Below are 17,264 nucleotides of genomic sequence, written 5' to 3'. Positions count from 1 at the left end.
TGCGGACGCTACCCCATTGCGGTGTCGGCCGCGGTGACGCCTCCGGCCGGCGCGGGAACCCGGGTCAGTTCACGGTTCTCGCCATGTGGACGACGGGAGGGCAGCGCCTCGCCCGCCTCGGCGTCACGAGTGGCGAAGAACTCCGTCATGAATCGCTCGGCGATCGCCGTGCCCTCCGCTTCGTCCGGCAGGACGTCCGCCGTCTCACGACGCCAGCGCGCGAGGTCCGCGGACAGCCGGCGCACCGTCCATCGGTACGCGGGCTCATCGATCACATTGCGCCGCTCGTACGGGTCCACGACCAGGTCGTACAACTCCCGGCGGGCGCGGGGTGCGCTCGCTTCGTACACGTCGATCGCCTGCCCCGTCGGGCTGTCGGCGATGTCTAGCGGCAGCAGGAGAGCGGGACGCGCCGCGTAGTTCTCGATGTAGCTGAACTGCTTGGTGCGCACCGCGCGGATGGGATCGTAGGCGTCGTGATAGGTCTTCTCGGTGAACAGCTCCTCGCGCACGGGATCACCTGCGGGAGAGGTTATCTCGGGCGCGTGTGACTCGCCGTCGACGTCGGTCGGGATCGGCAGGCCCAGAAGCTCGAGCACCGTAGGCGTGAGGTCCACGCCCGAGAACAGGTCACCGTAGACGCGCGGGGCTATCGCCCGACGACGAGGCGGCCGCACGATCAGCGCGACACCCGTCCCCTCCGCGTACAGCGTCGACTTGGCGCGCGGCATAGCGAGACCGTGATCGGTGACGAACACGATCCACGTCGAATCGTCGAGCCCCAGCTCGGCCACGGTGTCGAGGAGGCGGCCCACGGCCGCGTCCGCCTCGGCGATGCTGCCGTGCACGCCGGCGAGGTCCGCGCGCACGCGATCGTCGTCGGGCAGCCAGCCCGGGACCACGACGTCGGCGGGGTCTGCGGGCTCGTACGCCTCATACGGACGGTGCGTCTCGAAGAAGCCCGCCGTGAGCAGGAAGGGATCGTCGTCCGCCCGATTCCCGAGCCACTCCTGCGCGCGCGCAGTGACGTAGTCACACAGCGAGTCCGACACGTCGACCTCGTCGAAACCCAGTGTCGACGGGTCGGTGCTCTCGTGCTGCATGCCGAAGAGGGCGGTGTGGTAACCGGCGTCGCCGAGCAGCGCAGGCAGTGTGCGCACATGGTCGCGGTATGCGAACCCGTGATGTGCGAGCCCGACGAGGCCGTTCCGGTGCGGATACTGCCCCGTGAAGAGCGAACCGCGCGCAGGGGAGCACAGGGGTGCCGTCGCGTGCGCGTCGGTGAACCGAATCCCCTCGCCGGCGAGACGGTCGAGATTCGGGCTCCGGACGCCTTCCGCGCCGTAGCAGGCGAGGTGGCGACCCAGGTCGTGCCAGTGCACCAGGATCACGTTGTCCCGCCCATGCGCCGCACCACTCGCCATATTCCCAGGGTGCCACTCAGGGCACTGCTTGCGGAACGTAGGGCTCACCGTGAGCCGAAGTCGACGAGCGCCCTCAGTGCACGGTCACGCCGTGCGCGTCGATGTACTTATACATGTTCCACGTCAAACCCTTGGTCCGGGCGCGCGACACATAGGTCGCCGGAGCGGTGACCAGGTCGATCACGAACTGCTGCTCGAGCAGATGCGTCGTGTAGGCGGCGTAGGCGTCCGACCTCCGGGACGCAGGCGCGTCGACGAGCTGCTGTACCAGCTCGGTGTAGCGCGGGTCGGAGTAGTTCGACAGGTTGCCCTTCGGCTTGAACGGCGCGGCGCCCGCGGCGAGTGTCGCGGGGTCGGACTGTCCGAAGCCGTGCGGACCGAGCCACAATTGCGCCGCACCACTCTTGAGGAACGGTGAGAACGCGGACTGCTCGCGCGGGTCCAACCGTGCGTCGATACCGACGTCCGCCAGGTTGCTCTGTACGATCGCCGCGATGTGCGGCGCCACGGCGAGGCCCGTCGGGTAGCTGAGGTCCAGCGGCCGGGCACCGCCTGCCGCAGCGAGCAGGGAGCGTGATCTGTCCAGATCGCGGCGGTAGTGGGTGGCTGCCGCGGCATCGTATGCCGGGGAGCTTCGTGCCCAGGGCGCCGAGCTCGCGGCGGCCGCGCCGCCGAATACCTCCTTCGCGATCCGTTCGCGGTCGACGGCGTACGACACCGCCTGCCGCACACGGACGTCCGCCAGCTCGGGTCGCCGCACGTCAGCGCCCACGTAGTAGGCGGCATCGAATACGTCTCCGGTCTCGACCCGGTACAGCGATTCGTCCGGGAACTGGCGGAGGGCCTGCGGGTTCGCGTCCAGGACCAGGTCCGACTGCCCCGCGCGGATCGATGTCAGCAGCGCGCCCGGGTCTCGGACGACGCGGAGCGTGACGCCGTCTAGCCGGGCAGGGCCGCGCCAGTACTCGGCGTACCGGGTGAAGTGAGCATTCGCGCCGACCTCCCGTCCGGCGAACCGGAACGGCCCCGTGCCGACGAAGGATTCGCCCGAGCGAAGCGCCGCCGCCGAGTCCGAGTCGGTCAGCAGCATGAACTCCAACAGGTCGAATATGTTCGGCACGGGGACACCGAAGCGCAGCACGGCGGTGTGGTCGTCCGGCGTATCCACGGCCGCGATCGATTTCGCGGCGGTCTGCAGTTGTGATCCGGCGGCGTCCGAGGCGTACACCGAGACCGCGTACGCCACGTCCTCGGCGGTGAAGGGCCGTCCCGTGTGGAAGTGCACGTCGTCGCGCAGGTGCAGCGTGAGGGACCGGCCGTCCGGGGCCGCGTCCCAAGCCCTCGCCACGGACGGCGTGGGTCGAAGCGTCGCGTGGTCGTAGCGGATCAGTGAGTCGAAGGCGAGCAAGCCGATCGCCATCGTCGTCACCGACTGCGTGTAGATGGTCTTCGGGTCCAGGTCGGTCAGTGAGCCGATGACCAGTGTCCCGCCGGACGTCCCAGGCGCGGCATCGGCCTGCCGAGCCTGCTGCACCGCCGATGTGCATGCGGGCAGGGTCGCGACGGCACCGAGGCCGAGCGCGCCCGCGAACAAGGCGCGGCGGGTCACCGTCATCGTGCGCTCCTTCCGGGATCCTCTGCCGGCGCTACCTCCGACCGTGCGCGCCGAACCGTGCCGGACCCTGCGCCCTGCGCCGCATCCGACCGCCGCGCGCGCTGCCTGACCGGGTCGGGCAATGGCACGGCGGCTACCAGGTCGCGCGCGTACTGCGAGGTCGGGTTCGCGAGCACGGTGCCCGTCGGCCCCTGCTCGACGACGGTGCCCGCACGCAGGACGAGCACCCGGCTCGCCACCTCCGATACGACCGCGAGGTCGTGCGTGACGAACAATGCCGCGAAACCGAACTCGGACTGCAGAGAGGAGAACAGCGTGAGCACACCGGCCTGCACGGATACGTCGAGAGCGCTGGTGGGCTCGTCCGCGACCAGCAGTTCCGGCGCGGACGCGAGAGCACGCGCGAAGGCCACCCGCTGCCGCTGTCCACCCGACAGTTCACGCGGGTGGCGCGCGCCCGTACCCGAAGGCAGCTCGACCGCGTCGAGGAGTTCGGCGACACGGCCCTCGGTCGCACGGTGCCCCTCCCCTGCGAGCCGCAACGGCTCACCGACGATGCGGGTGACGCTCCATCGCGGATCCAGCGCCGCGTACGGGTCCTGGTGCACGAGCGCCACCCGCCGGGCCGAGCGCTCGACCACGCCCTCCGCCGGCGCTATGAGACCGAGCACCGTGCGCCCCAGTGTGCTCTTGCCCGAACCGGATTCGCCGACGACACCCACCACCTCGTCCCGTGCGACCGTCAGGTCGACGCCGCACAGGGCCGGCCGCCGCGCCCCCGGGTAACGCACCGTCACACCGCTCACGGAGACGACCGGTGCGACATACTCCGTACCGCCGGCCGGTTCGCCGGATGCAGTAGGGACCGACGAGTCCAGCACCGGCACCGCCGCGAGGAGGCGTCGGGTGTACTCGTGGCGAGGTCGCGCGAACAGCTCGTCTACGGGAGCCTGCTCCACCGACTCCCCCGCGCGCAGTACCACGACCCGGTCCGCGACGTCGGCGACCACACCCAGATCGTGTGTCACCAATAGGATCCCGACGCCGCTGCTGTCGCGGAGATCGCGCAGAAGACTCAGGATCTGCGCCTGCACCGTGACATCGAGTGCCGTCGTCGGCTCGTCGGCGATCAGGAGCGCCGGCTTCGCAGCGAGCGCAAGGGCTATGACCACGCGCTGCCGCTGCCCGCCCGAGAGCTGATGCGGATACCACTCGGCGCGCTGCTCAGGCTCTGGAATGCCTACGGAAGACAGCAGTTCGATCGCCCGCGCACGCCCGTCGCGCCGGGACACCCGGGTGTGTGCGCGGAGCACCTCGTGGATCTGCCGCCATATCCGCTGCGAAGGGTTGAGGGCGGTCTGCGGCTCCTGGAAGATCATCGCCGCACCCGGACCGCGCAACTCGCGCAGAGCCCGCTCGGACCGCCCAACGATCTGCTCACCCGCAAGCACGACGTCGCCACTCGCGGTGAGACCGTCCGGTAGCAGGCCGAGGATCACGCGACCAGTGATCGACTTCCCGGAACCCGATTCGCCTACCAGGGCCACGATCTCGCCCGCGTCGACCGCCAGATCGAGGCCACGCACCAGCGAGCCGGACGGGCCGCTGATGCCGAGGCCGCGGATCTGCAGTACCGGATCGCTCATCGACGCCACCCCGCGACTCCCCGCGCGACAGCCAACAGGGAGAGCGACAGCGCGATGATCGCGACGAGTGGCCCGATCGCGTAGCCCGCGTTGGCATCCCAGTTGTAGACCGCCTCCGACAACAACGATCCGAGCGATGGCTGTGGCGGCCTCACGCCGACGCCCACGAAGCTCATGCCTGCCTCGACGAACACTCCGAGGGAAAGAGCCAGTGCGGCCTGGACCAGCAGCGGCTCCGCCGCGTTCGGCAGGATGTGCCGCGTGAGGACCCAGGCGGACGAGCCGCCTGCGAGTCGCGATGCCTCGACATAGGGCTGGGACCGCAAGCGCAGCACCTCACTTCGTGTCAGGCGGGCGAATGACGGCGCCTCTGCGATGGCGATCGCGATGACGACGGTGACCGATCCCGGACCGCGTAGCGCCGTCACGAGGACTGCGAGGATCAGGGCCGGGAACGCGAGGATCACATCCGTGACGCGCGACAGCAGCACGTCTGCGAACCGGTTCGACGCTCCGAACAGGCCCAGCGTTACGCCGGCGACCGCGCCGACGGGCACCGCGACCGCGATCACCGTCAGGCTCGTGCGGATCCCGTAGAGCACCCGGCTCAGCACGTCGCGGTCGAGCTCGTCGGTGCCGAGCGGATGGGAACCGCTGGGCGGCAACAGATTCGCTGCGGGTATCTGGCTGATCGGATCGTACGGCGCCAGGAGCGGCGCCAGGACACCCGCGAGGACCACGAGCGCCAGCAGGACGCCTCCTGCAACGAGCAACAGAGGTGGCCGCGGGCGCACACCCGCCGGCGCAGACGTCGCAGGAACGACATATCCGTCGGTCATGTGCCCCTCCGCGAAGGGTCGAGCGCGACGTAGGCGGCGTCCGTCAGGAGCTGGACGGCTATGAACACTGCCACAGACAGCAGCAATACCGCCTGCACCACCGGGTAGTCGCGCGCCGAGATCCCCTGTGCCAGCAGCTGCCCCAGTCCCGGCCAGGCGAAGATCGCCTCCACCAGAACCGCTGAGGCAAGCAGCTGGCCCGACTGGATGCCGAGCACGGTCACGGTCGCGGGCAGGGCGTTGCGGGCTGCGCCCCGCAGCAGGATCCGCCCTTCCGGCACGCCGGCCGCGCGGGCCGTGAGCACGTAGGGCTTCGCCCACTCGCTCCGTAGCGCCTCGGAGAAGAACCGGGTGAGGGTCGCGGCGACGGGGATCGCGAGGCACAGAGCGGGCAACAGCAGGTACTGCACGGTGATCCCGGGCGCCGCGAGGTAGCCGTGGGGCGGTGTACCTCCCGCCGGAAGCACCGGCCAGAGCACCGCGAAGACCTCGACCAGTACCACGCCTGTCACGAACGGCGGCACCGCGATTCCGAGCACCTCGAAGCCGCCTACCACCGCCCGCACGACCCTGGACGCCCGGCCGACGACCGCGAGGGACCCCACTGTCGCGATCAGGACCGCGAGCGACAACGCGGTTCCCGCGAGGGCCGACGTATTCCGAGCACCGTCGGCGAGCAGACCGCCGATGCTGCCACCGATCACGTACGAGCGTCCAGGATCCCCGGAGACCACACCCGACAACCAGTGCAGGTACTGCGCGACCAGCGGGCGGTCGGTTCCGAGCTCATGCCTCAACGACGCCAGCGTCGCAGGGGAGGCATCCGCGCCGGCAAGTGCGACCGCGGGATCGCCTGGAACGGCGTGGATGACGGAGAAGATCACGATCGACGCGAGCAACAGGGTGACGAGCGCCATCGCCGAGCGACGGACCAGCGGCAGCGCCCACGCGGCACGGTGCGCGCCCCGGGCAGCGGTCACCGAGGCTGCGTCCGTCACGCAGCGATAGTCCCGGCAGAAGCCCCGTTCAGTCATTCATTTCGGTCAGATTGATCCGAACGTAGGTCACGAAACGTGCTCTGTGCATGTCCATCCCGTATATGTGCGGGATAGGCCTCCTCAGGACTCGACTCGTGACGCCCCGCGCCAGCGCTCGGCCGCAGCCTTCTCCTCCGCGACCTTGGTCGCGTGCGCCGCACGCAGTTCGGCGTGGCGCGGCGACCGCCGCACGAACACGTAGCCGATGGCCACCGCGACGAACCAGATCGGCGTCACGATGAGCGCCTGAAGCGTGTCGGTCTCCTGAGTGAACGCCCACACCAGGAACACGAAGAACGCGAACACCACCCAGGGCATGACCATGCCGAGCGGCATCCGGAAGCGGCTGACGGCGTGGTCCTGCGGGCGCCGCGACCGATACACGAGATAGCTCGCCAGGATGACCGTCCACACGAACATGAAGCACAGGGACGACACCGTCGTGACGATGGTGAAGCCCGTCGACTTGTCCAGGCCGCACGCCAGCAGGACGACCGCGGACAGCAGTACGACGCCGGTGAGGAACAGTGCGTTCTGCGGGACCCTGCGCGACGAGAGCTTGGCGAACGCGCGGGGCGCGTCACCGTCGGTCGCGAGGCCGTACACCATCCGTGACGTCGAGTAGATCCCCGAGTTGGCCGACGAGGTGGCCGAAGTCAACACGACCGCGTTGACCAGGTGCGCCGCCGCGCCGAGCCCGGCGAGGGAGAAGAGCATGACGAACGGCGACTGGTCCGCGTCGAAGCGGTCCCAGGGTACGACCGCCATCAGGACGACCAGCGACCCGACGTAGAACAGCAGGATGCGCACCGGGATCGAGTTCACCGCGCGCGGCAGGTTCTTCTCGGGATCCTTTGTCTCGGCGGCCGCGGTGCCGACGAGCTCGATGCCGACGAACGCGAACACCGCGATCTGGAAGCCGGCGACGAAACCCGCGATGCCCTTGGGGAAGAAGCCGCCGTGGTCCCACAGATTGGTCAGCGATGCGGTGGCGCCGTCGTGGGTGAAACCCGCGATGATCATCACCGCGCCGATCACGATGAGCGCGACGATCGCGACCACCTTGATCATCGCGAACCAGAACTCGGTCTCGCCGAATGCCTTGACGGTCGGTAGGTTCAGCCCGATCAGCAGCGCGATGACCAGGACTGCGGGGATCCACGGCGGGATGGAGTCGAGCCAGAACGTGACATACACGCTCGAGATGACCACCACGTCTGCCACGGCCGTGACCACCCAGCAGAACCAATAGGTCCAGCCGGTGAAGTGCGCGGCCCACGGTCCGAGGATGTCGCCCGCGAAGTCGGAGAAGTTGCGGTAACCCGAGCGCGAGAGCAGCAGCTCCCCCATGGCCCGCATGACGAAGTACAGCATGAAGCCGATGACGCAGTACACCAGTATCACCGACGGCCCGGCGACCGAGATGGTCTTGCCCGAGCCCATGAACAGGCCGGTGCCGATGGCGCCGCCGATCGCGATCAGCTGGATGTGCCGGTTACCGAGTGCTCGGCTCAGGTGCGGCGATTCGGTCGCCGCCTCCACGGAATCGGACGTGTTGGTCATAGTTGCGCAGGATACCTAGGCACAGGGTGTACCCCGCAACACCGTTCAGGCAGGCGATCCCGAATGGTGGACCAGTCCAGGATCATCCGTCCTCCAGTGTCAGCTGCCCGTGCCTCAGCGCCTCGCCACACGCCTCGCAGTGCACCTCTGCGACGAACTCACCCCCACAGGTGTGGTCGAACCGCACCGGGTCGTCACCGTTCCGCACGTGCTCGTTCCCCCATCGCTTGAGCGTGAGCAACACCGGCGACAGCGCCCGGCCGGCCTCGGTGAGCCGGTACTCGTAACGCGGCGGGCGCTCGCTGTACTGCTCTCGCCTGATCACACCGTGTTCGACCAGCTTGCGCAGCCTGGTCGTCAGGATGTCGCGCGGCGCACCGGTGTTGCGCGCGATCTCGGTGAACCTGCGTTCGGCGTAGAAGAGTTCGCGCACGATCAGCAGACTCCAACGGTCGCCGACGACCTCCAGTGCGTCGGCGATCGTGCAGTCTCGCGGAGTCTGAGCTGCGGGTGCTGTCGGCATGCCCACATCATCCCCCTAGTCGGTTGCGTTTCCAAACCGACTGTGCCATCGTCTAGTCAGTTTGATATTCCAACTCATTACTCCGGAATGGAGGACACCATGTCCGATGCAGTAATCGTCGACGCCGTTCGCACTCCAGTGGCGAAAGGCAGACCGGGCGGTGCGTATGCCGACGTGCACCCCGTCGATCTACACGCCCACGTGCTGGCAGCACTGGTGCGTCGCACAGGTATCGACCCGGCCGTGGTCGACGACGTGATCAGCGGCGCCGTCGGGCAGGTCGGTGAGCAGTCCGGCAACACCGCACGCTGGGCCGCTCTCGGCGCCGGGTTCCCAGAGTCCGTTCCGGCCGTGACCGTGGACCGGCAATGTGGTTCCAGCCAGCAGGCGCTGCACTTCGCCGCGCAAGGGGTGATGGCCGGCGCCTACGACGTCGCCATCGCTTCCGGGGCGGAGTCGATGAGCCGGATCCCGATCGGGTCGCAGTCGCTGGGCAGGGACTTCCTGGGCTCGCGCGTCGGCGCCCGCTACGACCAGGGGCTGGTGCCGCAGGGGATCAGCGCCGAGCTCATCGCGGCGCGCTGGGGCATATCGCGTCGCGAGCTCGACGAGTTCTCGGTCGAGAGTCACCGTAGAGCAGCACGCGCGTGGGCCGAGGGCCTGTTCGACGACCAGATCAGCATGCTCAACGACCTCGCCGTGGACGAGACCATCCGGCCCGGTTCCGATGTGGAGACTCTTGCCGCGTTGCGGCCCGCGTTCCGCACCGAACACTGGGCCGACCGCTATCCCGACCTGGACTGGCGCGTCACCGCAGGTAACAGCTCGCCTGTCAACGACGGAGCCGCCGCCCTGCTCGTCGCCGGCGCGGAGGCTGCCCGGCGGCTCGGGCTTCGGCCACGCGCCCGAGTGCACTCCGTGGCCGTCGTCGGCGACGACCCCGTCTTCATGCTCACCGGCATCATCCCCGCGACCGAGAGAGTTCTTGCCCGCGCCGGGCTCACCATCGGCGACATCGATGTGTTCGAAGTGAACGAAGCCTTCGCGTCGGTCGTGCTGGCGTGGCAGCGAGAGACCGGCGCCGATCTGGGGAAGGTGAACATCAACGGCGGTGCGATCGCCATCGGTCACCCACTCGGCGGCTCGGGCGCACGCCTCATGACGACGCTGCTGTCCGCGCTGGAGCAGACGGGTGGACGATACGGGCTGCAAGTCATGTGCGAAGCAGGCGGCCTCGCCAACGCGACGATCATCGAGCGGCTGGACCAGCGATGACGACGTCGTCACAGATCTTCACCGAAGCCACCGATCCCGACGTGATGACGCCCCGCGAGGCTGCCGGTGTACTCAGCGACGCCCCATGGCACCGGTTCGGCGTCTTCGGGGACAGCCTGTCGCTCGGCGTCGGGGACGCGACGCCCGGCTACGACGGTGCGGGCTGGCCCGTGCGGGTCGAGCAGGCGTTGCGACGGATACATCCCGACCTCGACTACCTCAACACGGCGGTCGTCGGTGTCACCACGGAACGCGCCCTCCGAGAACAGAAGGCGCGCATGGACGATTTCGCACCCGACCTCCTGCACCTGGGGAGCGGGGCCAACGACATCATGCGCCGCGAGCCCGACTGGGGGCGGATCGAGGACGATCTCCGAGCGATGTACGAATGGGCTGCCGCCACGGGAGCGCAGTCCAGCGTCTTCACCCTGGGCAACGCATTCGTCGTACCGGCGTTCCCCGACTTCACCGACCGGGTCGCGCGCCTCAACGACATCACGCGGATGCTCGCCGACGAGCACGGAACAGTCGTCGCCGAATGCTGGAATCACCCGGTCAACGAACGCCCGAACCTCCTGAGCGCCGACCGGATCCACTTCGCCGCGGTGGGACAGGCGGTCATCTCCAGCATCATGGTCCGCGCCCTCGGCGAGCGCCTCGTCAGTCTCCGGTCGCAGCGGCACTGCTGACGGCGTCGACCGCACCGGGCCACGCATCGACAGCGGCGCGGGCCCGCTCGCCGACCAGGCCACGCCAGTCGACGAACAACGCGGCCAGGCCGGCGCCGTACTTCCGGCGCAGCTCGGCCGAGTGGATCAGCACGTCCATCTCGTTGGCCACGGTGAGTTCGACGAATGCGCGGAGTGTCATCCGGCCCAGCGGATGCCGCTCGCCGGTCCGGTGATCGACAACGACCGGGTGAGGGCCGGCGAAGGTCGCGTAGCTGTCGGCACGGCGACAGTGGCAATAGAGATCGATGAGGCCTGCGGCACGAACGCCGACGGCAGCCCGCACCACCTCCGGGGTCACTCCCGGCAACGCGGTAGGGAACCCCTCCGTCCCGTACGCCGCGTGCAGGCATCCCGCGTCGACCAGCCACGCTTCGGATCCCCACTGCCGCAGACGCTCTCCCGTGCGTAGTAGGTGCGACGCAAGAGTGCCGCCGGGGTGCTCCGCATCCTCCGCACCACACGCACGCAGGACCGCCGCTATGCGTCGCCGCCGGACATCGTCGTCGTCCGCGACGAAGGCAAGGACGTCTGTCAGCGCCGCCGGCGCCGTCCTGGCCACGAGATGCTCCGCACCGGGTAGCTCGTGGACCACGAGTCCGCCGATCATCGCCGCCGCGTCGGCTACCGAACCGCCCGACAACGCGCCGTCACCCGCGCGCACGAGGTGCACGGGTAGATCCAGCGAGCGGGCGGCCGCTTCGAGTTCTCCTCTGCGACTGAGCATCTCGTCCACAAGCGGATCCCCCGCGAGCCCGCGTGGCCCGAGGAAGGCGTACACGTCGCGCGCCGCGGGGGTGGGAACGACGTCCACCAGAACGAGCCCCGAGCACCTCGCCCTGACTGCAGGATCGGCGAGGGCATGCAACGCCGTGAATCCCCCCAACGATGCTCCGACCACCACGGGAGGAACGTCGAAGGTCGCCAGCAGGGCGGCGACATCTCGCCCCAGCACCGCGAGGTCGTGGGCATCGCGTGCATCGCTCTCGCCGTGCCCGCGCTGGTCGACGGCGACGGATCGGAAGCCCATGTCCGCAAGGCGCTTTGCGCAATCGCGCCAGACGGTCCTGTTCTCGCCGCCCGCGTGCAGCAAGAGGAGCGCCGGCCCGTCGCCGGTCTCCTCACCGGCCAATCGGGTGCCGCCCATATCCCACGTCAGGCGCTTGGTGTCCATGCCCGCCTCCGCACTCGATAACCCACGGCACGTCCCCCGACGATAGCCCTCGTCGCCGATTGCGTGGGCTACGACGGGTCCGATGGGGGGACACCATGTTCGAGTAGGGGGTGCCAGCCGCGCAGGATGGCATCGTCCGTGAGTTCCCCGACCGTGGACAGGTGGGTGTTGAACGCGGACATCGCGCGTTCGGCGTCGCTGGCGGAGAGTGTGGTGATCGTGCTGGCGGCTTCGCGTGCGAGCCCGGAGCGCATCGGCCGTGTAGCGGCGTCGTAGACGCTGCGTTTGATCTCACGGATGCTGACTGGTGAGCGTCGAGCGAGACGCTGCGCGACGGCGTGGGCACGCTCGGACAGATCGTCACGGGCGACTACCTCGTGGACCAGCCCGAGGTCATGGGCTTGTGCGGCGGTCAGCCAGCGTCCATCGAGAAGCAGTTCCAAGGCTCGGCTCGTCCCGATCATGTGGGTCAGCCGTTGCGTCCCACCGGCGCCGGCCAGAAAGGCCAGCCCGGTCTCGGGCAGTCCGATGTGGGTATCGTCGGCCATCAGTCGGATGTCGCAGGCGAGCGCGACGATACAGCCCATCCCCAGGGCAAGGCCGTTGATCTCGGCGATCACCACTTTGTCCATGCGGTTGAGCCGGTTCAGCGAATGGTAGATGCGCCCCATGAACACCACGTCTCGCGCTGGAGTCGCGCGCAGTGTGCGATCCACGGTGCGGCTGGCTGTTGCCAGGCGCGCGGCGCCGGCGACCGCGCGAGCGGTTCGGTAGCCGACCGGAAAGGGAATCGTGCGGGCGCCGCGCAACAGATCGGGGACATCGAAGTGAGTGATGAACCGGTCGCCGTCACCCGTGAAGATCACCGCGCCGATCGTCGAGTCGCGAGCCACGGCGCGGGTGACGTCGTCGAAGGCCACGCTCATGGCCTCGTCGAAGAAGTGCCTTGGCGGACGGTTGAACGTCACAGTCAGCACCCGACCGTCTTGGACGGTGGTCAACCTAGAGGCGCTGGGGCTCATCGTCGGTCTCCTTCGGCTGCCCAGGCTGCGGCGATGTGATGGCTCAGCGTGACCGCGTGGCCGACCGTCCGCCAGTCGACCTGGTCGATCGTGTCGGAGCTACGGTGCAGATGGCTGATCCAGCCGTCTTCGTCGGACAACAGGGAGACGGTGGTCAGCCCGGCGTGCGTCAATCCGACAGCGTCGGTGGGGTTCGGGATCGCCCTGGTCCGGATGTCGATACCCAGCTCGGCAGCGCATTCGCGTGCCCGCCGCACCGCCTGTCGCGACAGCGGATTGCTGAGACTCTCGCGGTATGCGACGGCCAGTGGGCCGTGGCTGCCCACCGCGTCGAGGTTGATCGCCAAGGTGGTCTCGGGATCGAGCTGGGGTCGATTGTGTCGCAGCCACTGGCGGATACCGGTGTTGCCGACCTCTTCGCCGCCGGGGAGTACCACCAGCACAGTGGTGCCGGGCAGCGGATCGGCGATCAACCGGCGCGCGAGTTCGAGTACCGCGGCCACACCGGAGGCGTTGTCGTTGGCACCCGGTGTGGTGCGGCTGCGCATAGACTGCGCCATCAGCGCCGCGCTTCCCGCCAACACACCGGCAGCGACGAGACGCGGCACGCGTCCTGGCACGGCGGCCGCCACCATCGCGGACAGGGCCGGTACATGGCTGGGGACGGCGCGGCCCGTGCGCCTCGACAACCACTGGCTGGCCGCCACGGCCGACCGCTGCCATACCCACCCGTTGTGCGCCGCGTCGTGGTGAGCCACCAGGATCAGGGTGCGATACGACCGCCCACCGGCCGGTATGCGGGCCGTCACAGACGTGCCACGCCGGGCCGGGATCAGTCGCCGCACCCACTGGCTGCGACCCGATACCTCGAGTTCATAGGAGATCGCAGTCAGCGCAGCCACCATCCGGGCGGTGCGGTGGGGGAACGCCGCTGCGGCCGCGGTGATCGCGACATGGGCCAGATGCGCCGGTGCCCATGACGACTGCGTCCGAAAGGTCGGCGTGGCAACGTCCGCGGCACCGAGCGCGACCAACTCGCCGGCTATGTACTGCGCAGATCGGTGCTCACCGACTGTCGCAGTGCGCCGATCGAACTCGACCAGACGAGCGACGTCCCGGTAGAGTCGTTCTCGTTCATGATCTTTCGGTGCCGACTCTTCCTGCGGGACACCCCGGGTCGGGCCGTCAGTCCCGGTCATGCGCAGCCTCCCCTACAGTTCGACGGTGCAGGGTGAATGTCGTGATCTCCCTGGCGAGGAGTTCCGGCTCGTCCTCGGAGACGAAGGTGTAGCTGTCACCGGCGTCCACCAACCGTGCGTCCGGAAGCATCTCGACCCATCGGTGAGCGTGTTTCAAGGGGAAGAACGGCGCCCGCCGCGGCCACACCAGCAAGACCGGTTTCTCGAAGCTGCGCAAGGTCTCGGCGGCGGCCAGGGTGTCGCGGTGGTCGATCGCCGCCAGAAAACGCGACATGTCACGCTGCACCCCCCGGTCGGACAGCAGCGGCCGCATCCACGCTGCCGCGACCTCGTCGGGGACACCGTGTTTGGCCAAGGTGCGATAGGTCGAGCGCTGCACCGGTCGAAGGCGCAACGGTTGGAGCGCCGCCACCCGAAGTCCCGGGACGCGCGCGATGTACTGCATGATCCGGATCGAACGCGGCAGGAAGTTGTCGAACGAGTCGCATGGCGTCAACACCACCCCGCGGATACGGTCGTGGCGTCCGCTGGCGAGCAGGAGCTGCACGATCGCGCCACCGGTGTCGGTAGCCACCAACGTCACGTCCCGCAGATCGAGCGCATCGAGGAATTCGGCCACCAGACCCGCCACCGCGCGTGGAGACAGATCGGCGTCCACGGCCATCGGCAGAACGTGCGCACCCAATGGCAGCGTCGGTGTCACGACACGCAAACCAGCTGATACCAGAGGGGATTCGATCTTCCGCCACACGGCGCAATCGGCGAACACGCCGTGCACGCATACGACGGCCGGCCCGCTCCCGCTGTCACGGTAGCGGATCGTCCCCGCCGAGAGTGCGACATCCCGTACGACCATCTGTCTCTCCTCACGCCGGCGATTGACCGAGTATCACTCTGTGAACGACTGATAGTCCGTGAGTATGCTCGAACTCCACAAAGAACGTCAAGACCCGGCCACGAGGTGTCTCGCCGCACCAGCACCAGGCAAGATAGGGTTACCTAATATGAAGAAGATGACGCGCCGCGCCATGCTCGGCGGTGCCGCCGGATTCGGCGCCGCCACACTCCTCGCCGCGTGCGGCGCCCCGACGAGCCGGTCGGCGTCCTCCGCTGCCGACGCCCCGAAGCGCGTGATCGCATTGTCCACCGGCCATCTCGATCACTGCCTTGCACTGGGGATCGTGCCCGTGGGTCTCGCGGTCGCCGTATCCCAAGCCACCGACAGCCGTGGCATCCCCGCGTACATCCAGGACGCGTTCGGCTCCCGGTACGACCTCGACGCCATCACGATAGTCGGCGAACGCATGACTCCCGACATGGAGAAGGTGGCGGCACTGAAACCGGATCTGATCCTTTCGAACAAGCGGAATACCAAGCAACTCAACAACTCCCTGGCACAGATCACCAAGACCGTCCTCACGTCGGGTGGGTCGGAGAACTTCAAGAGCGACCTGAAAGTGGTTGCCGACGCCCTGCGCAAGGGCGCGCAGGGCGACGAGTTGCTCGCCGGCTACGAGCGACGAGCCCACGACTGGGGCGCCGCGCGTGGTAGCGCCGATACCGTATCCCTGGTGCGCGGCAAGGGATCCGAGTACCTGTACTTCGGCACGCTCGCCCTCGCGAGTATTGTCGCCGCCGACGCCGGCCTGACCCGGCCGCTATCCCAGCGCTTCGACGACACCGCCGGTCACAGCCTCTCCTTCGAGCGCACCGACCTCCTCGACGCCGACTGGCTGTTCTATGCATTCCCCGGCGACTCGTCCGGCATCACGTCGAAGGACGTCTGGAAACAGCTCCCGACGGTACGCCGCGGACACGCCTTCGAGGTCGATGTCGACCCGTGGTTCATCAACGCATCAGTCGTGGCAGCGGACCGGGTGCTCGCGGACATGAAGAAGTTCATGTCCGCAGCGCCGATTACGCCGGCGCGAGGAACGCCGTCAACGCAGCTGAGTAATACCCCACGTCCGCGGCGCCCATGAGTTCGCGGGCGCTGTGCATCGCGAGCTGCGGTGCTCCCACGTCCACCGTCGTCAAGCCGGTGCGAGTCGCGGTGATCGGCCCGATCGTGGACCCGCACGGCAGGTCCGCCCGGTGCACATAGCGCTGCAGCGGCACGCCCGCCTGCTCTGCTGCGAGGACGAACAGGGCCTCGCCGTCGGCGTCGGACGCGTACCGCAGGTTCTGGTTGACCTTGAGCACGGGGCCACCGCCGACGGCGATGTGGTGCCCCGGCTCGTGCCGGTCCGGGTAGTTCGGATGCGTGGCGTGCGCCATGTCGCCGGATGCGACATCCGACAGCGCGAGCGCGCGCAGGAAATCCTCGCGGCCCAGCCCGTGAGTCAGTGCGATCCGCTCCAGCATCGTGATGAGGAAGTCCGAACCCGCACCGCGATCCGATGACGAGCCCACCTCCTCATGATCGAAGAGCGCGAGCACCGGCACCACGCCGGCCCCGCGGGTCGATGCCTCGATGAGCGCGCGCGTCCCCGCGTAGCAGGTGCACTGGTTGTCGAGGCGCGGAGCTGAGACGAGGTCGCCGTCGGCGCCGATCAGGCGACCCGGCGCGAGATCGTGGACCATGAGCTCGAAGCCCAGGACGTCTTCGACGTGGTATCCCTCCGACGCGGCCACGCGTTCCAGGAACGACCCCGACGATGCCGCGCCCCAGATCGCATCCAGGTGTCGTTGCGGATCGAGCTCGACACCCTTGCGGTTCTCCGACAGATGGATGGCGAGGTGCGGGACGCGCAGCAGCGGCTCGTCGATCCGCACGACGGTGTGCACCACCTCGTCGCCCTGCCGCACGGCGATCCGGCCCGAGATGCCGAGATCCCGGTCGAGCCACGAGTGCAGCCAAGCGCCACCGTACGGCTCGAGCCGGATCTGCGCGAGACCGACGGACTCGCGGTCGTGGTTCTGCTTGACCCGCAGGTTGGGGCTGTCCGTGTGGCCACCGACGATGCGGAAAGCGGGCAGTTCGCCGTGGTCGAAGCCGGACGAGTCGAAGGCGATGATCGAGCCGCCGCGCACCACGAAGTAGCGGCCCGGCCCGGGCCACGTGTCGACCTCCGACAATGCCGTGAAGCCGGCGTCCTCGAGCATCCGCGCCACCGTCTGGCAGACATGGAACGGCGAGGGCGAACTGTCGATGAAGGCGCACATCGCCTCGGCGTGGGGAAACGCAGTCTCGGCGACGGGGAGAAGTGCGCCGCTCAT

15 protein-coding genes are annotated in these 17,264 nt (G+C 68.6%); 3 read left to right on the top strand and 12 right to left on the bottom strand.

What is annotated here, in order from left to right:
- Nucleotides 1-8: 8 nt before the first annotated feature.
- The 7 genes from P0W64_RS05460 to P0W64_RS05430 form a co-directional block, all read right to left on the bottom strand.
- The gene (locus P0W64_RS05460; protein WP_275479060.1) at nt 9-1,424 is read right to left on the bottom strand and encodes a sulfatase; all 1,416 of its coding nucleotides are present in this window, start codon (nt 1,422-1,424) and stop codon (nt 9-11) included.
- A gap of 73 nt (nt 1,425-1,497) precedes the next feature.
- Entirely contained in the window at nt 1,498-3,039 is a 1,542-nt protein-coding gene (locus tag P0W64_RS05455) for an ABC transporter substrate-binding protein (RefSeq protein WP_275479059.1), read from the bottom strand.
- On the bottom strand, nt 3,036-4,685 hold the full coding sequence (locus P0W64_RS05450) for an ABC transporter ATP-binding protein (RefSeq protein ID WP_275479058.1): 1,650 nt from the start codon (nt 4,683-4,685) through the stop codon (nt 3,036-3,038). Before P0W64_RS05450 ends, P0W64_RS05455 begins: the two co-directional genes overlap by 4 nt.
- A complete protein-coding gene (locus P0W64_RS05445; RefSeq protein ID WP_275479057.1) occupies nt 4,682-5,524 on the bottom strand; it encodes an ABC transporter permease in 843 nt (280 codons plus the stop codon). The genes P0W64_RS05450 and P0W64_RS05445 overlap by 4 nt, the downstream gene beginning before the upstream one ends.
- Nucleotides 5,521-6,465: an ABC transporter permease gene (locus P0W64_RS05440; RefSeq protein ID WP_275479202.1), complete on the bottom strand. Its 945-nt coding sequence runs from the start codon at nt 6,463-6,465 to the stop codon at nt 5,521-5,523. The genes P0W64_RS05445 and P0W64_RS05440 overlap by 4 nt, the downstream gene beginning before the upstream one ends.
- Nucleotides 6,466-6,642: 177 nt before the next feature.
- A complete protein-coding gene (locus tag P0W64_RS05435) occupies nt 6,643-8,124 on the bottom strand; it encodes an amino acid permease (protein WP_275479056.1) in 1,482 nt (493 codons plus the stop codon).
- A gap of 82 nt (nt 8,125-8,206) precedes the next feature.
- Complete coding sequence (locus P0W64_RS05430) at nt 8,207-8,647, bottom strand: helix-turn-helix domain-containing protein (protein ID WP_275479055.1); 441 nt, start codon at nt 8,645-8,647, stop codon at nt 8,207-8,209.
- A gap of 99 nt (nt 8,648-8,746) precedes the next feature.
- On the opposite strand from P0W64_RS05430, the gene P0W64_RS05425 reads away from it, so the two are divergent.
- Nucleotides 8,747-9,922, top strand: coding sequence for an acetyl-CoA C-acyltransferase (locus P0W64_RS05425; protein ID WP_275479054.1), 1,176 nt, complete (start codon nt 8,747-8,749; stop codon nt 9,920-9,922).
- Nucleotides 9,919-10,611 (top strand): SGNH/GDSL hydrolase family protein, encoded by a 693-nt coding sequence (locus P0W64_RS05420; protein ID WP_275479053.1) that lies wholly within the window; start codon nt 9,919-9,921, stop codon nt 10,609-10,611. The genes P0W64_RS05425 and P0W64_RS05420 overlap by 4 nt, the downstream gene beginning before the upstream one ends.
- Here the strand turns inward: P0W64_RS05420 and P0W64_RS05415 are convergent.
- From P0W64_RS05415 to P0W64_RS05400, 4 genes are all read right to left on the bottom strand, one after another.
- Nucleotides 10,583-11,824 carry an alpha/beta fold hydrolase gene (locus P0W64_RS05415; protein WP_275479052.1) on the bottom strand — a complete coding sequence of 414 codons (1,242 nt, stop codon included), beginning with the start codon at nt 11,822-11,824 and terminating at the stop codon, nt 10,583-10,585. The two genes, P0W64_RS05420 and P0W64_RS05415, sit on opposite strands and share 29 nt — an antisense overlap.
- Before the next feature lie 68 nt (nt 11,825-11,892).
- On the bottom strand, nt 11,893-12,846 hold the full coding sequence (locus tag P0W64_RS05410) for an enoyl-CoA hydratase/isomerase family protein (RefSeq protein WP_275479051.1): 954 nt from the start codon (nt 12,844-12,846) through the stop codon (nt 11,893-11,895).
- Nucleotides 12,843-14,045, bottom strand: coding sequence for a M28 family peptidase (locus P0W64_RS05405; RefSeq protein WP_275479050.1), 1,203 nt, complete (start codon nt 14,043-14,045; stop codon nt 12,843-12,845). The genes P0W64_RS05410 and P0W64_RS05405 overlap by 4 nt, the downstream gene beginning before the upstream one ends.
- Nucleotides 14,032-14,901 (bottom strand): alpha/beta hydrolase, encoded by an 870-nt coding sequence (locus P0W64_RS05400; protein WP_275479049.1) that lies wholly within the window; start codon nt 14,899-14,901, stop codon nt 14,032-14,034. The genes P0W64_RS05405 and P0W64_RS05400 overlap by 14 nt, the downstream gene beginning before the upstream one ends.
- A gap of 148 nt (nt 14,902-15,049) precedes the next feature.
- Between P0W64_RS05400 and P0W64_RS05395 the strand changes: the two genes are divergently transcribed.
- On the top strand, nt 15,050-16,027 hold the full coding sequence (locus P0W64_RS05395; RefSeq protein WP_275479048.1) for an iron-siderophore ABC transporter substrate-binding protein: 978 nt from the start codon (nt 15,050-15,052) through the stop codon (nt 16,025-16,027).
- On the opposite strand, the gene P0W64_RS05390 is transcribed toward P0W64_RS05395, so the two are convergent.
- The gene (locus P0W64_RS05390) at nt 15,963-17,264 is read right to left on the bottom strand and encodes a M18 family aminopeptidase (RefSeq protein ID WP_275479047.1); all 1,302 of its coding nucleotides are present in this window, start codon (nt 17,262-17,264) and stop codon (nt 15,963-15,965) included. The two genes, P0W64_RS05395 and P0W64_RS05390, sit on opposite strands and share 65 nt — an antisense overlap.

Origin of the sequence: Tsukamurella sp. 8F (assembly GCF_029167375.1) — a bacterium.
Lineage (GTDB): Bacteria > Actinomycetota > Actinomycetes > Mycobacteriales > Mycobacteriaceae > Tsukamurella.
Note: the sequence above shows the minus strand (reverse complement) of the source record. Positions and strands in the feature narration are given on the sequence as shown.

Excerpts from the sequence above, each read along its gene's own strand:
- P0W64_RS05405 (WP_275479050.1), bottom strand. The coding sequence starts at position 14,045 with ATGACCGGGACTGACGGCCCGACCCGGGGTGTCCCGCAGGAAGAGTCG.
- P0W64_RS05390 (WP_275479047.1), bottom strand. The coding sequence starts at position 17,264 with ATGAGCGGCGCACTTCTCCCCGTCGCCGAGACTGCGTTTCCCCACGCC.
- P0W64_RS05410 (WP_275479051.1), bottom strand. The coding sequence starts at position 12,846 with ATGAGCCCCAGCGCCTCTAGGTTGACCACCGTCCAAGACGGTCGGGTG.
- P0W64_RS05435 (WP_275479056.1), bottom strand. The coding sequence starts at position 8,124 with ATGACCAACACGTCCGATTCCGTGGAGGCGGCGACCGAATCGCCGCAC.
- P0W64_RS05445 (WP_275479057.1), bottom strand. The coding sequence starts at position 5,524 with ATGACCGACGGATATGTCGTTCCTGCGACGTCTGCGCCGGCGGGTGTG.
- P0W64_RS05415 (WP_275479052.1), bottom strand. The coding sequence starts at position 11,824 with ATGGACACCAAGCGCCTGACGTGGGATATGGGCGGCACCCGATTGGCC.
- P0W64_RS05425 (WP_275479054.1), top strand. The coding sequence starts at position 8,747 with ATGTCCGATGCAGTAATCGTCGACGCCGTTCGCACTCCAGTGGCGAAA.
- P0W64_RS05455 (WP_275479059.1), bottom strand. The coding sequence starts at position 3,039 with ATGACGGTGACCCGCCGCGCCTTGTTCGCGGGCGCGCTCGGCCTCGGT.
- P0W64_RS05430 (WP_275479055.1), bottom strand. The coding sequence starts at position 8,647 with ATGCCGACAGCACCCGCAGCTCAGACTCCGCGAGACTGCACGATCGCC.
- P0W64_RS05395 (WP_275479048.1), top strand. The coding sequence starts at position 15,050 with ATGAAGAAGATGACGCGCCGCGCCATGCTCGGCGGTGCCGCCGGATTC.
- P0W64_RS05400 (WP_275479049.1), bottom strand. The coding sequence starts at position 14,901 with ATGGTCGTACGGGATGTCGCACTCTCGGCGGGGACGATCCGCTACCGT.
- P0W64_RS05460 (WP_275479060.1), bottom strand. The coding sequence starts at position 1,424 with ATGGCGAGTGGTGCGGCGCATGGGCGGGACAACGTGATCCTGGTGCAC.
- P0W64_RS05420 (WP_275479053.1), top strand. The coding sequence starts at position 9,919 with ATGACGACGTCGTCACAGATCTTCACCGAAGCCACCGATCCCGACGTG.
- P0W64_RS05450 (WP_275479058.1), bottom strand. The coding sequence starts at position 4,685 with ATGAGCGATCCGGTACTGCAGATCCGCGGCCTCGGCATCAGCGGCCCG.